The following is a 13,394-nucleotide window of genomic DNA, read 5'->3' as shown; positions in this document are numbered from 1 at the left end:
CTCTCCGCGCACCGCCCGGCCGGTTCAACACGTATCGGGGCAGAGACAGGGCATGGGTATTCCGTTTATCGATCTGGGCGCGCAACAGGCAGGCATCCGCAGCCGCATTGACGCGGCCATCGCCGAGGTGCTGGACAGCGGCGCCTATGTGATGGGGCCGAAAGTGGCCGCCTTTGAAAAGGAACTGGCCGCCTTCTGCGGAGCGAAACACGCCTTGGCCTGCGCCAATGGCACGGACGCGCTGATGTTGGGCCTGATGGCCTTCGGCATCCGCGCTGGAGATGCGGTTTTCGTACCGTCCTTCACCTTCGCCGCGACGGCGGAAGTCGTGCCCTGCATGGGGGCGGTTCCCTTCTTCGTCGATATCCTGCCCGGCACCTTCAACATGGACCCGCAGAGCCTGAAGCGCTGCATCGTGGCGGCGCGCGACATGGGGCTCAACCCGCGCATGGTCGTGCCCGTGGACCTGTTCGGCCTGCCCGCCGACATGGCGGCCATCCAGCCGGTTGCCGACGAGGCCGGCCTCGTCGTCATGTGCGACAGCGCGCAAGGCTTCGGCGGACGCATCGGCAACCGCATGACCGGAACCTTCGGCAAGTTGACGACGACGTCTTTCTTCCCCGCCAAGCCGCTCGGCTGCTATGGTGATGGCGGCGCGATCTTCACCGATGATGATGAGATCGCCGCGCTGGTCGACAGCTACCGTATCCATGGCAAGGGAACGGACAAGTACGACAATGTCCGCATCGGCATGAATTCGCGCCTCGATTCCATCCAGGCGGCGATCCTCTCGGTCAAGCTGTCGATCTATGCCGAGGAAATCGAGGCGCGCAACCGCATTGCCGCGCGCTATAACGCGCTTCTGAACGACAAGGTCATCGTGCCGCAGGTCGCTGAAGGATTCGAATCTGTCTGGGCGCAATACACCATCCGCATGCCCGACGCGCGTACCCGCGGCGAAGTGCAGGCGCACCTGTTTGCCAACGGCATTCCCACCGCGATCTACTATCCGATCCCGCTGCATCGCCAGACCGCCTACGATGCCTTCCCCTCCGATCCGGCAGGAATGAAGGCGACCGATCTGGCCGCCGACGAGGTGCTGAGCCTGCCCATGCACGCCTATCTCGACGAGAAGACGCAGGACCGCATCGTCAACACGCTGGCCGAGGCGCTCGCCTGACCGGCGCCGGCCTGGCTCAGGTCGGCAAGGCCCGGTCGCGCCGCGGCCGTCCGCGCCAGAGCAGGAAACCCATGACCGCGACATTGACCAGGTTCCAGGCAATGCCGTTGACGAACGCGGCCTGGTAGGATCCGGTCATGTCGTAGATGGCGCCCGACATCCAGCCGCCAATGGCCATGCCGATGATCGTTGCCATGATGACGAGCCCGGTTCTCTGTCCGGCTTCGGCCGCCGGCATGAACTCGCGGACGATGATCGCATAGCTCGGCACGATTCCGCCCTGCGACAGGCCGAAGATGAACGAGACCACATAGAGCGAGGTCAGGCCGTCCGATGGCAGGTAGAGCACCAGCGCCAGGCCCTGGCCGAGCGAGCCGATGAGAAGGGTGCGAACCCCGCCGATCCGGTCGGCCAGCCAGCCCGACGCAAGGCGCGAGAAAATTCCCGCGCCCAGCATCAGCGCCAGCATGTCTGCGCCGCGCGCCACGCCATAGCCAAGATCGGCGCACAGCGCCACGATATGCACCTGCGGCATCGACATGGCGATGCAGCACGCCAGCCCCGCGATGAACAGCACGGATTGAAGCGAGGCCGGTGACAGTCCCGCATCCATCGGCTGGAAACCCGCTGGCCGTGCCCCGGCGGCTGGCGGCAGGCCGCGCGGCGAGGCACGGCGCATCAGGCCGGTCAGCGGGATCATCAGCGCGACGCAGGCCACGCCGATGACGGCATAGGTCAGCCGCCAGCCGCCCGCTGCCATGAGCGGCTGCATGATCAGCGGCCAGAACGTGCCGGCCAGGTAATTGCCGCAGGCGACGACCGCGATGGCGATGCCGCGCCGCCGGGCGAACCAGTGCGAGATGTCTGCCAGCAGCGGTGCGAAGGCAGCCCCTGCACCAAGCCCGATCAGGCATTGCAGGCCGGCGACCAGCCAGAAGACAGGTGAGGCGGCGCACAGCAGGAAGCCCGCGCCCAGCAGCGTGGCGGCCAGCGCCAGCGGCAATGCCGTCCCGTGCCGGTCGATCAAGCGGCCGACCAGCAGGTTGCCGAGCGCGAAGCCGACCATCGTCAGCGTATAGGCGAGCGACGCCTCGGAGCGGTCGAGGCCGAATTCCGCCTCCATGGCCGGCAGGACGACGACGACGGACCACATGCCCGCACCGCCAACCGTGCCATAGGCCAGGCAGGCGGCCATGCGCAGCCATGCATAAGACCCGTCAATGTCGTCGCCCGTGCCGGGCGCCGCTGAAAACCAGGGACGCATCAACGCCTCCGTTACCCATGTCGTTTGGGGCTTTCCGTCCCGTGGCAGCCGGGCTAAAGCCTTGGTGGCAGGAAGGTATGCCGGTTGCCTCCGCACGAAAAGCACGAAATGGCGCAGGATCACGGATATGACGGAATTCGATGAGGACAGGCTGGCGGAAGCCTATGAGCGTGCGCTGAGGCTGGAAAAGGCCGGCGACATCGACGGCGCCGAAGCGGCATGGCGCGAAGTGCTGGCGCTCGATCCGGCCGACCATTGCGGCGCCTCCGTGCGCCTGGCCGCGCTCGGCCGCGCGCCCGATCCCGACAAGGCGCCCGACGCCTATGTCGAAACCCTGTTCGACCAGCACGCCGCCGCCTTCGACGACATTCTCGTGGAGCAGCTTGGTTATGCCATCCCGCTGCAACTGCGCCAGATGCTGCTCGATCATGCGCCCGGACCCCACGCGCGCGGTCTGGATCTGGGCTGTGGAACGGGGCTGACCGGCAGCGCCCTGGACGGCATGGTTGCCGACTTCATCGGTGTCGATATCTCGGAGCGCATGATAGAGATGGCCGACGAGCGGGACGTCTATGACGGCCTCTATGTCGCCGAGGCCGTCGATTTCGTGGAGAATGTCGAGGACGAAGCGCCCTGGGATTTCGTCGCCGCCACCGATGTCATGCCCTATCTTGGCGATCTGGAGCGTATCGTCGCGGGCGTGGCGAAACGCACCAATCCCGGCGCCATTTTCGCCTTCTCCACCGAGACCATGGCCGATGAGGCAATCGGGGAAAAGGGCTGGAAGGTCACGCCGAAGCACCGCTTCGCCCACAATCCCGCCTATTTGCAGGCGGTGCTGTCGCGGCACGGATTCACCATCACGCATATCGAGCCGGTCACGGTGCGCATGGACGAGGGTCAGCCCATTCCCGGCCATCTCGTGCTGGCGCGCAAGGTGAACTGAGCGCGCTCAGGCCGCCTTCGCATCCGCACGGATCATGTCGGCGGCCTTTTCGGCGATCATCAGCACCGGCGAATTGGTGTTTCCGGACGTGATCGTCGGCATGACGGAGGCATCCGCCACGCGCAGGCCTTCCAGCCCATGCACCTTGAGCCGCCCGTCCACCACCGCCATCGGGTCCGATCCCATCTTGGCCGTGCCCACGGGGTGGAAGATGGTCGTGCCGATGGCGCCTGCCGCCTCCACCAGGTCCTCGTCGCTCTGGAATTGCGGCCCCGGCATGAATTCCTCCGGGTGGTAGCGCTGCACCGGTTCCTGCGACACGATCCCGCGCGTGATGCGGATGGCGCGTGCTGCCACCTGCTGGTCATGGGCAGTGGACAGGTAGTTGGGCTGGATCGCCGGATGATCCGCCGGATCGGCCGAGCGGATCCGCACATGGCCGCGGCTGTGCGGGCGCAGGTTGCATACCGAGGCGGTGAAGGCGGGGAAGGGGTGCAGCGGCTCGCCGAACTTGTTCAGCGACAGCGGCTGCACGTGATATTGCAGGTCCGGATAGTCCAGAGCCGGGTCGGATTTCGTGAACGCGCCAAGCTGCGAGGGCGCCATCGACATCGGCCCGGTGCGCCGCAACATGTATTCCAGCCCGATTCGCGCCTTGCCGAAGAGCGAGGCAGCGCGCTGGTTCAGCGTCTCGACGCCGCTCACCTTGAAGGCCATGCGCAATTGCAGATGATCCTGCAGGTTCTCGCCCACGCCGGCCAGGTCGTGCAGCACGTCGATTCCATGTCCTTGCAGCACCGCGCCGGGGCCGATACCAGAAAGTTGCATGATCTGGACGCTGCCGAGCGATCCGGCCGACAGGATCACCTCGCCGCGCGCCCTCGCTTCCATGGCCTGCCCGTTGCGCCTGAAGGCCACCCCGGTCACCCGCTTGCCGTCCAGGATCAGCCGGCTGACCTGTGCGTTCGTCATGACGGTCAGGTTGGGCCGGTTCATGGCCGGCCGCAGAAAGGCCTTGGCCGTGTTCCAGCGCCAGCCATTGCGCTGGTTGACGCGGAAATAGGCGACGCCCTCGTTGTTGCCGCGGTTGAAATCGTCGGTGGCGGGAATGCCGGCGGCCACGCAGGCATCGCGGAATGCATCGAGAATGTCCCAGCGAAGCCGCTGTTCCTCCACCCGCCATTCCCCGCCCGCGCCGTGCATCTCGTCCGGCCCGGCATAATAATCTTCCGACTTCCTGAAATAGGGCAGAACGTCATCCCAGCCCCAGCCCGTGTTGCCGAGCTGGCGCCAATGGTCATAGTCGCCCTTCTGGCCGCGCATGTAGATCATGCCGTTGATGGAGGAGCAGCCGCCCAGCACGCGCCCGCGCGGATAGAGCAGCGAGCGCCCGTTCAGGCCCTTCTCCGCCTCGGTGGAATAGCCCCAGTCGGTGCGCGGGTTGCCGATGCAGTAGAGATAGCCGACCGGCACATGCACCCAGATGTAATTGTCCTTGCCGCCGGCTTCCAGCAGCAGGACCCGTTTGCCCGCGTCTTCCGACAGACGGTTGGCCAGCGCGCAGCCCGCCGTGCCCGCGCCCACGATGACATAGTCGAATTCGCCGATCGGAGCCATGGCCTCCCCTCCTGAACGCCCGCTGCCGGAACCGCCGGCATCCTCTTGATTTCCATGATGGACCGAGTGGCGCGCCAAGGAAAGGGCAGCATGTGCAAACCGGATGGCGCTTCCTTGCACGCCGCCGCTTCACCCTTGCGCGATGACCATGTTCCGCAAGGTGCCGATACCCTCCACCTCCAGTTCCACGATGTCGCCGGATTGCAGGTAGCGGTTCTGTTCCAGCCCGCAGCAATTGCCCACCGTGCCGGAACCGATCACTTCGCCCGGATGCAGCGTCTCGTCGGCGCTGACATGGGCGATGATTGCGTCGAAGCCGTGCAGCATGCCCGACGTGTCCGACGTCATCCAGGGCGTTCCGTTGACGCGCACCTCCACCTTGAGCGCCTGCGGGTCGGCGATCTCGTCACGCGTCACGATCCACGGGCCGAGCGCATTTCCGCTGTCGAAGCTCTTGCCCTTGGCCGGGCCGAGCATGCCCTGCATCTCCTTCAATTGCGCATCGCGCGCGGAGAAGTCGTTGAAGATCGTGTAGCCGAAGACATGCTCGAAGGCGGCGTCCTTCCCGATATTCTTGCCGCGCCGGCCGATGATGGCGGCGAATTCCAGCTCGAAATCCATGAATTTCGAATAGCGCGGCCAGGTCACGGTTGCTTCCGGCCCGATCACCGAGAATCGGTTGGTGATGTAGTAGATCGGCAGGTCGCGATAGACGGCGGGCACGTCGTCGGGCAGAGCCGTCTCGGGTTCCGGCTGGCCTTGCAGTTTCGCCGCCAGTTTCTGCATCCCTGCCGGTGCCTGGCGCACATGCAGCGGATAGACCGAGGCGTCGCGCATCTGCGGCGGCACGGGCAGGGGCGCGAGCAGCTTCACGTCGGCCATGGCGATCCGGTGCTCCGGGCCGGCCCGCTCCAGCGCCATGCGGGCAATCGCCATGCCGTCCTCGCCCGCCTCGATCAGCGTCAGCATGGTGTCGAGAACCCCGCGTGACTCTGCCCCGGCGGCCGCCTTCAGGTCGATCATGGCGGCGCCGTCATCGATCACGGCGCCGATTCTCTGTTGCAGGTCTTTCTCGTAAGTCGCGAGTTTCATTTTGCTTTCCTTCAATCGCGGAAAATGGCGACCGGCCGGCACCAGCCCGCGCTGGCCGCCTTCACCTTCACGGGGAAACACGCCACTTCGAAACCGGTTGCAGGAAGGCTGTCGAGATTGGCCAGTTTCTCGATATGGCAATAGCCATGCACCATGCCGGCGCGGTGGCCCTCCCAGATCAGCGAGGCATCGCCGGTTTCCGCCACCCGCTTCGCCGTATGGACGAAGGGCGCATCCCAGCTCCAGGCATCCGTGCCGCAGACCCGCACGCCCCGGTCGGTGAGATAGAGTGTCGCATCGCGGCCCATGCCGCAGCCCGTCGCCACGTAATGCGGCTGCCCGTAGGCGGCCCCGGCAGCGGTGTTCACGAGCACGATGTCGCCGGCGGCAAGCTCGTGGCCGATGGCCTTGAAGGCGGTCTCCATCTCGTCTGCCGTCACCACGTGGCCGTCTGCGAAATGGCGGAAGTCGAGCTTCACGCCACGTCCCCAGCACCATTCCAGCGGCACCTCGTCGATGGTGATGGCGCGCTTCCCGCCATCCATGGTGGAGTGGTAGTGATAGGGCGCGTCGATATGGGTTCCGTTGTGTGTGGACAGCGTCACCTGTTCCACCGCCCAGCCTTCGCCGCCGGGAAGCTGGTCGCGCGTGACGCCGGGAAAGAAGGACAGAAGCTGTTCCGCCGTGTCGTTGTGCCCGAAATAGGCGATCTTGGGACCGAGGCCCGGCGGATCGGCATAGTCGGTATTTTCCAGCGGGTTGGACAGATCGACGAGTCTCATGGTCTCTCTCCGTTTGTGCCGGGCCCGGATCGCCCGTCTTGGCTGCGGGAAGGGCGCATGGCTACCGCCCCAGGATGAATGTGACGATGGCCGGAAAGGCGATGACGGCAATGAGCGTGACCGCCATGACCAGCGCGAAGGGCGCTGCCCCGATGAACACGTCCTTCAGTTCCACGCCCGTGCCCCTCAGCGTCGAGGTGACGACGAAGACGGAAATGCCGAGTGGCGGCGTCAGCAGGCCGATCTCGATGGCCATGACGGTGATGAGGCCGAAATGCACCGGGTCGATCCCCAGCCCCTGGGCGATGGGAAAGGCCAGCGGCACGGTGACCAGCATGATCGACGCGCTGTCGAGAATGGTGCCGAGCACGACGAGGATGGCGCTGAACAGGAGCAGGAAGCCGAACGGCCCGAGGCCGGCCTGCGTGGCCCAGTTCGTCACCGCGCCCGGCACGCCGGAAAAGGCCAGCATCCGGCCATAGATCGCCGCGCCGATGATGAGAAAGCACACCGCGGCCGTGATATGGCCTGTCTGGACGGTAATGCGCCAGGCCGAGGTCGCATCGAGACGGCGCATGGCGAACGCGATGGCCAGTGCGGCGAAGGCGCCGACGGCGCCGGCCTCCGTCGGCGTGAAGAAGCCCAGATAGATGCCGCCCAGAACGATGGCGGCGAGAAAGACCACCGGCAGCAGCATGCGCCGGCGAACGGGATCGCCTTCGGCATCGCCGGCAAGCGCGCCCTTGCCCACCCGCTCCGGCCGCGTCAGCCCGATGAACACGATCCAGGCGGCAAAGCCCGCGGTCAGCAGCAGGCCGGGACCGATGCCGCCCAGGAACAGTTCGCCGATGGAACTGTCGGTCAGCACCGCGAAAAGGATGAGCAGCAGGCTCGGCGGGATCAGCATGCCGAGCACCGAGGATCCGGCCACCACGCCCGCAGCGAGGCGCTTGTCATAGCCCGCGCGGATCATTTCCGGCACCGAGACCTTCGCGAAGACGGCCGCCGAGGCGATGGAAATGCCGGTGATTGCGGCAAAGACGGCATTGGAGAAGACCGTGGCGATGCCAAGCCCGCCGGTAATGCCGCGCAACAGGCGCGAGATCACCGCGAACGTGTCCCGCCCCAGCCCCGTCTCGGAAACGGCGATGCCCATCAGCACGAACAGTGGCACCACGCCGAAGGCATAGTCGGCGATGGAATCGGTAGCGGCCAGCGCCACGAAGTTCAGCGCCAGCTTGAGCTTGCCGGTGATCGCCCAGACACCGAACAGCGAGACGGTGGCCAGCGCGATGGCCACATGCATGCCGCCCCAGATCAGCACGAGAATGGCGGCCAGCGACACGATTCCGATGGTCAGCGGCTCCATCAGCGGTCCTCCGCCGGTGCTGCGCCCGTTCGCGCCCGGTCAACGGCCTGCCAGCACTGGATGAGATAGGACAGGGACAGCAGCGCCGAACCGGCGACGATGATCGCGAGAAACGGCCAGACCGGGAGCACGAAATGGCCGACCGCGCCCTCGAACTCGCCACGTTCATACGCCTTGATGAGGCGCGGCCAGACGGTCCAGGCAAGGGCTGCGGTCAGCGCCGCGCCGGTCGCTTGCGCGAAGGCATCGAGCCCGTGCCCCAGCCGCGGCTTGCGCCGGATCAGGGCGGCAAGAAGCCCGTCGGACCGGATCATCTGCCCGGACACATGCGTATGCGTGATCTGCAGGAAGACGATGCCGACAATCGAGAATTTCACCATTTCCGGCACCCCGGCAATGGGTGAGGCCAGAAAGTTCCGGCCTAGCACATCGGCGACGATCAGAACCATCAGCAGGATGATCCACGCCGTCGCGGCCACATTGGCCAACACGGTGACGCCGGAAAAGACGCGCGCAAAGGCATTGGTCGATTGTCTGGACATGGCAGGCCTTACGCGGCTGGCTATGGCTCGATGGCAGGGCGGGAGCGCGGGCCGGGGGCGGATGCCGCGCCCCCGGTGAGGGGCTCAGGTGAGCCGCCTCATTCCTTCGACCAGTCGCGGATCAGGTCCTCGCCCGCGGCCTGCTGTTTCGCCATGAAGGCCTTCAGCACCTCGGTACCCGCCAGTCCGGCGGCATCCTGTGCCTTGGCCCAGTCCATGGCGATGTTGGGCAGCGCGTCGGCCCAGCGCTTGCGCTCGCCCGCCTCCATCTCGGAGATTTCTGCGCCCGCAGCCTCGAGCGCCTTGTAGGCGCCGGCGACCCGCGCTTCCAGGCCCGAACGATAGGCCTTGGCATAGGCCGCCACGCCGGCGCGGATGGCCTCCTGCACCGCTTCGGGCTGTTCCTCGAACCAGCTCTTCTTGGCCACCAGGGCGCCTGCATATTGCGCGCCGAAATGCACCTTGGTGATGTATTTCGCCTGCTCGGCCAGCTTGGCCGGCGCTGCCGCCGTCGGAAACACCACCACGCCATCGATGACGCCGGTCTGCAGGTCGTTGTAATAGGTGGTGAGGTTGCCGGACACGCCGACCGCGCCCGTTTCCTTCAGCCAGTTGACCGCCGGTCCCGGCGCGCCGATCTTCTTGCCCTTCAGGTCGTCGATGGAGGAAACCGGGAATTTCGTGATGAGAAAATAGTCCTCCAGCCCGAAGCCGCCGGAGAGGTATTCCAGATCCTTGTCTTCCCACAGCTTGCGCATGTCGGGAATTTCCTCGTGCATCTGCTCGATGGCATCGAACACGACAGCGGCATCCGGCGAATGGAAAGGCGTGACATAGGACACGTTCTGCAACGGCAGCAGCGACGCCTCGAACAGGCTGGAGACGACGCCGATCTGCGCCAGTCCTTCCTCCATCGCCTCCAGTTCGCCGCCCACCTTGGCCAGCGTGCCGCCATAGGCCTCGGTCCAGTTTACCGTGTGGCCGGTGCCTTCCAGCGCCTTCTCGACGGCCGGGATGAAGGCTTCCGGGATGAGCTTGACCCAGAGAAAGACCGGCGGGTGGCCGGCCACGGTCGTGATGTCGATCTCGTCCGCATGTGCGGCAGGTGAAGACAGAAAACTGGCGGCGAGCAGGCTCGCGGCCATGAAGGTTCTGCGAAGCATGACGGTCCTCCCAAATGACCTGATCGGATGCCGGGCCTCCCAACCCGGACGCTCTCCCGCGCGGCATCCGCCATGCGCAGGGACTGGAAAACTATCTGTACGTATGTATTAATTGTCAAGACGAAGTCGGGAGGCCGATGTGAAGGCAGGAGGCAGGCAGCGGGAGGACGGCCGGGTGCTGCGTGGCGAGGCGACGCGCGAACGTGTGCTGGACGCCGCCGAGCGGCTGTTTGCCGATCATGGCTTCGATGCCGTCTCGATCCGCCAGATCGCCCAGGAAGCGGAGGTGACGCTGGGCGTTGTCGGCTTTCACTCCGGCTCCAAGGAAGCGCTCTTCTCCACCATCCTGAAGCGCCGGGTGGACATGCTCTCGGCCGGCCGCCGGGCCGCGCTCGACCGGTTGCTGGCTGAAAAGGGCAGGGGGGCGATCACCCTGCGCGATCTCATGGCGGCCTATATCGATCCCTATATCGATTGCGCCTGCGCCGGCGATCCGCAATGGCTGGCCTATGCCCGCCTCATTGCGCACACCGCCGGCGACAGCCGCTGGTACCCGGCCGTCAAGGATCTCTATGACCCGATGGCCCTTGTCTATCTCGACGAGATCGCCGCGCTGTGTCCGCAGGCATCGCGGGAGAAACTGGCCGCCGCTTTCGTCATGTCGGTGGCCGCCATGCTTTCCACCGTGGCCTCCACCACCCGCATGGCGGCACTGGCTTCGGACGGGGGCACGCTTCCGGTCGGCGACACGGCCGAGCGGCTGGCCCGTCACCGCGGCACATTGATCGATTTCTGCGCGGGCGGGATCGAGCGCGCCGCATCCGCCTGAGCCTTTGCCGCTTCCTCCGCCATCCAGTCGCGCACCCGCCGTGCCTGCGGCGAGAGATCCTTGCCCTTCGGCCAGAGGATGTGAAATCCGTAGGACGTCGACAGTTCGTGGCCGGTCACCCGCACCAGCAGGCCGGCATCGACAAGCCGCTGCACCAGGTGCCGCCAGCCGAGCGCGATGCCCTGTCCTTCCATCACGGCCTGGATGACAAGCACATAGTCGTTGATGAGCAACGCGCGCGGCGCGACATTGTCCGCCACGCCCGCGCTTTTCAGCCAGTCCTTCCAGTCGGTGGCGTCGCGATAGGGCTCTTCGAGGTGAATGAGCCGGTGATGGATGAGGTCTTCCGGCGTTTCCGGCAGGCCGTGGCGCTGGGCATAGAGCGGGCTGGCGACGGCATAGATCTCCTCCGCAGCGAGCAGCATGCTGTCATAGGCCGGCCATTGGGCGGGCACACCGCCGCGAACACCCAGCGGGATGTTCTCAAGCTGGAAATCGATGTCGCGGTCCGAGGTCTGGATGCGGATGTCGATATCGGGCAGCGCCTCGCGGAAATCCTGCAGCCGTGGCATCAGCCAGAACGAGGCAAAGGCCGTGGACGCCAGCACGGTGACATTGCGTCCCGTGCCCAATGAGCGCAACTCCTCGGCCGACTTGCGGATATGGTTCAGGCCCAGCGTGACATCGGTGAAGAAGCGTTCACCGGCCTCCGACAGCCGCACCCTGCGGTGCTCGCGCAGGAAAAGCGGCACCCCGAGCTGTTCCTCCAGCCCGCGCACCGCATAGGAGACTGCGGCCTGGCTCATGCCCAGTTCGCGCGCCGCGCGCGTGAAGGAAGACAGCCGTCCTGCGGCTTCAAAGACGATCAGGGCGCCCGCGGAGGGCAGCAGGTGGCGAAGGCTTTGCATAAGGCCAGCTTATACAAATGATGAGGATTTTCCAGCGTCACGCGCAGGCGTCGAGCGTTTACCGTGATCAGGTCGATGCATTTGTCAGGAGGGGACGATGGACGCTGGCTCGGGAGTACAGACATTGGCCGAACATGAAGCCGCAGCCACCGCGCCGGCCCGCCGCGAACGCCGTGGCCGCAATGCCCGCGTGGAAGCCCGGACACACGGGCCGCAGGGCATCGGCCGGCCCTACATCGTGCGCAACATCCCCACCTATGACATCTTGGGCGAGGAAAGCCTGGTCCGCATCGAGGAGACGGCCGAGCGCATCCTGGCCGAGATCGGCATCGAGTTCCGCGGCGATCCGGCCGCGCTCGACCTCTGGCGCAACGCCGGCGCGCAAGTCACAGGCGAACTGGTGAAGTTCCCGAGGGGCATGCTGCGTGAAATCCTGAAGACCGCGCCGGCGGAGTTCACCCAGCACGCGCGCAACCCGGCCAACACCATCCGCGTCGGCGGCCGCAATGTCGTCTTCGCCCCGGCCTACGGGTCGCCCTTCGTGATGGATCTCGACAACGGGCGGCGCTACGGAACGATCGAGGACTTCCGCAATTTCATCAAGCTCGCCCAGTCCTCGCCCTGGCTGCACCATTCCGGCGGGACCATCTGCGAGCCGGTCGACGTGCCGGTCAACAAGCGCCATGTCGACATGGTCTATGCGCATCTGCGCTATTCCGACCGGCCGTTCATGGGCTCCATCACGGCCGAGGAGCGCGCCGAGGATTCCATCGAGATGGCGCGTCTGGTCTTCGGCGCCGGTTTCGTGGCGGAAAACTGCGTCATCATGGGCAATGTCAACGTCAACTCGCCGCTGGTCTGGGATGCCACCATGACGACGGTGCTGCGGGCCTATGCCCGCGCCAACCAGGCCGGTGTGGTGGTGCCCTTCATCCTGGGCGGTGCCATGGGGCCGGTCACCAATGCCGGCGCCATCGCCCAGGCCCATGCGGAGACCATGGCCGGCTGTGCCCTGACCCAGCTTGAACGGCCCGGCGCCCCGGTCGTCTATGGCAACTTCCTGTCCTCCATGTCGCTGCGCTCCGGTTCGCCCACCTTCGGCACGCCGGAACCGGCCATCGGTTCCATGGTCATCGGGCAGCTTGCCCGCCGGCTGAACCTGCCCTTGCGCTGTTCCGGCAATTTCACCACGTCGAAACTGCCGGACGCCCAGGCGATGAACGAGGGCACGATGTCCATGCTTGCCGCCGTTCATTGCGGCGCGAATTTCATCCTCCATTCGGCGGGTTTTCTCGATGGGCTCCTGTCCATGTCCTACGAGAAGTTCATGATGGATGCGGACCTGTGCGGGGCGCTTCATTCCTATCTCGATGGCGTGACGGTGGATGACAACAGCCTGGCATTCGACGCCTTTGCCGAAGTCGGTCCGGGCAATCATTTCTTCGGCTGTGCGCATACGATGGGCAATTACCAGTCGGCCTTCTGGGATTCCGAAATCGCCGACAACGATCCGTTCGAGAAGTGGGAACTGGGCGGCTCCGTCGATGCCATGACGCGGGCCAACCGGCTTTGGAAGACGCGGCTTGCCGAATATGAGGCGCCGCATCTCGATGAAGGCGTCGACGAGGCGCTGCGCGATTTCGTCGACCGGAAGAAGGCGTCGATGGACGACGCATGGTATTGATCCGCCTTCGCCCGGCAG

General features: G+C 65.7%; 12 protein-coding genes. 4 read left to right on the top strand and 8 right to left on the bottom strand.

Going from position 1 to position 13,394, the window contains the following annotated elements; all coding sequences use genetic code 11:
• The first annotated feature begins 52 nt into the window (after positions 1–52).
• Complete coding sequence (locus R3D65_RS03095; protein WP_371273768.1) at positions 53–1,180, top strand: DegT/DnrJ/EryC1/StrS family aminotransferase; 1,128 nt, start codon at positions 53–55, stop codon at positions 1,178–1,180.
• Between the two features lie 16 nt (positions 1,181–1,196).
• Here R3D65_RS03095 and R3D65_RS03090 read toward each other — a convergent pair whose 3' ends face one another.
• Positions 1,197–2,444 (bottom strand): MFS transporter, encoded by a 1,248-nt coding sequence (locus R3D65_RS03090; protein ID WP_371273767.1) that lies wholly within the window; start codon positions 2,442–2,444, stop codon positions 1,197–1,199.
• Between the two features lie 127 nt (positions 2,445–2,571).
• On the opposite strand from R3D65_RS03090, the gene R3D65_RS03085 reads away from it, so the two are divergent.
• A complete protein-coding gene (locus R3D65_RS03085) occupies positions 2,572–3,390 on the top strand; it encodes a methyltransferase domain-containing protein (protein WP_371273766.1) in 819 nt (272 codons plus the stop codon).
• 6 nt (positions 3,391–3,396) lie between these two features.
• On the opposite strand, the gene R3D65_RS03080 is transcribed toward R3D65_RS03085, so the two are convergent.
• The 6 genes from R3D65_RS03080 to R3D65_RS03055 all read right to left on the bottom strand — a co-directional run bounded on the left by R3D65_RS03080 (position 3,397) and on the right by R3D65_RS03055 (position 9,955).
• Entirely contained in the window at positions 3,397–5,007 is a 1,611-nt protein-coding gene (locus tag R3D65_RS03080) for a GMC family oxidoreductase (RefSeq protein WP_371273765.1), read from the bottom strand.
• Positions 5,008–5,136: 129 nt separating this feature from the next.
• The gene (locus tag R3D65_RS03075) at positions 5,137–6,099 is read right to left on the bottom strand and encodes a fumarylacetoacetate hydrolase family protein (RefSeq protein WP_371273764.1); all 963 of its coding nucleotides are present in this window, start codon (positions 6,097–6,099) and stop codon (positions 5,137–5,139) included.
• An 11-nt stretch (positions 6,100–6,110) separates the two neighbouring features.
• The gene (locus tag R3D65_RS03070; RefSeq protein WP_371273762.1) at positions 6,111–6,881 is read right to left on the bottom strand and encodes a cyclase family protein; all 771 of its coding nucleotides are present in this window, start codon (positions 6,879–6,881) and stop codon (positions 6,111–6,113) included.
• Positions 6,882–6,942: 61 nt separating this feature from the next.
• Entirely contained in the window at positions 6,943–8,250 is a 1,308-nt protein-coding gene (locus R3D65_RS03065; RefSeq protein WP_371273761.1) for a TRAP transporter large permease, read from the bottom strand.
• Positions 8,250–8,792: a TRAP transporter small permease subunit gene (locus R3D65_RS03060; protein ID WP_371273760.1), complete on the bottom strand. Its 543-nt coding sequence runs from the start codon at positions 8,790–8,792 to the stop codon at positions 8,250–8,252. The genes R3D65_RS03065 and R3D65_RS03060 overlap by 1 nt, the downstream gene beginning before the upstream one ends.
• A gap of 98 nt (positions 8,793–8,890) precedes the next feature.
• Entirely contained in the window at positions 8,891–9,955 is a 1,065-nt protein-coding gene (locus R3D65_RS03055; RefSeq protein ID WP_371273758.1) for a C4-dicarboxylate TRAP transporter substrate-binding protein, read from the bottom strand.
• A gap of 139 nt (positions 9,956–10,094) precedes the next feature.
• Between R3D65_RS03055 and R3D65_RS03050 the strand changes: the two genes are divergently transcribed.
• Positions 10,095–10,784: a TetR/AcrR family transcriptional regulator gene (locus R3D65_RS03050; RefSeq protein ID WP_371273757.1), complete on the top strand. Its 690-nt coding sequence runs from the start codon at positions 10,095–10,097 to the stop codon at positions 10,782–10,784.
• On the opposite strand, the gene R3D65_RS03045 is transcribed toward R3D65_RS03050, so the two are convergent.
• On the bottom strand, positions 10,724–11,692 hold the full coding sequence (locus tag R3D65_RS03045) for a LysR substrate-binding domain-containing protein (RefSeq protein WP_371273756.1): 969 nt from the start codon (positions 11,690–11,692) through the stop codon (positions 10,724–10,726). The genes R3D65_RS03050 and R3D65_RS03045 overlap by 61 nt on opposite strands.
• Before the next feature lie 97 nt (positions 11,693–11,789).
• On the opposite strand from R3D65_RS03045, the gene R3D65_RS03040 reads away from it, so the two are divergent.
• Positions 11,790–13,376 carry a trimethylamine methyltransferase family protein gene (locus R3D65_RS03040; protein WP_371273755.1) on the top strand — a complete coding sequence of 529 codons (1,587 nt, stop codon included), beginning with the start codon at positions 11,790–11,792 and terminating at the stop codon, positions 13,374–13,376.
• Positions 13,377–13,394 lie beyond the last annotated feature (18 nt).

This window comes from Zhengella sp. (genome assembly GCF_041397485.1).
Classification (GTDB): domain Bacteria; phylum Pseudomonadota; class Alphaproteobacteria; order Rhizobiales; family Rhizobiaceae; genus Zhengella.
Note: the sequence above shows the minus strand (reverse complement) of the source record. Positions and strands in the feature narration are given on the sequence as shown.

Bases quoted from the DNA above. Each gene is read 5' to 3' on its own strand.
- R3D65_RS03070 (WP_371273762.1), bottom strand. From the start codon at position 6,881: ATGAGACTCGTCGATCTGTCCAACCCGCTGGAAAATACCGACTATGCC.
- R3D65_RS03060 (WP_371273760.1), bottom strand. From the start codon at position 8,792: ATGTCCAGACAATCGACCAATGCCTTTGCGCGCGTCTTTTCCGGCGTC.
- R3D65_RS03045 (WP_371273756.1), bottom strand. From the start codon at position 11,692: ATGCAAAGCCTTCGCCACCTGCTGCCCTCCGCGGGCGCCCTGATCGTC.
- R3D65_RS03095 (WP_371273768.1), top strand. From the start codon at position 53: ATGGGTATTCCGTTTATCGATCTGGGCGCGCAACAGGCAGGCATCCGC.
- R3D65_RS03055 (WP_371273758.1), bottom strand. From the start codon at position 9,955: ATGCTTCGCAGAACCTTCATGGCCGCGAGCCTGCTCGCCGCCAGTTTT.
- R3D65_RS03065 (WP_371273761.1), bottom strand. From the start codon at position 8,250: ATGGAGCCGCTGACCATCGGAATCGTGTCGCTGGCCGCCATTCTCGTG.
- R3D65_RS03085 (WP_371273766.1), top strand. From the start codon at position 2,572: ATGACGGAATTCGATGAGGACAGGCTGGCGGAAGCCTATGAGCGTGCG.
- R3D65_RS03090 (WP_371273767.1), bottom strand. From the start codon at position 2,444: ATGCGTCCCTGGTTTTCAGCGGCGCCCGGCACGGGCGACGACATTGAC.
- R3D65_RS03040 (WP_371273755.1), top strand. From the start codon at position 11,790: ATGGACGCTGGCTCGGGAGTACAGACATTGGCCGAACATGAAGCCGCA.
- R3D65_RS03075 (WP_371273764.1), bottom strand. From the start codon at position 6,099: ATGAAACTCGCGACTTACGAGAAAGACCTGCAACAGAGAATCGGCGCC.
- R3D65_RS03080 (WP_371273765.1), bottom strand. From the start codon at position 5,007: ATGGCTCCGATCGGCGAATTCGACTATGTCATCGTGGGCGCGGGCACG.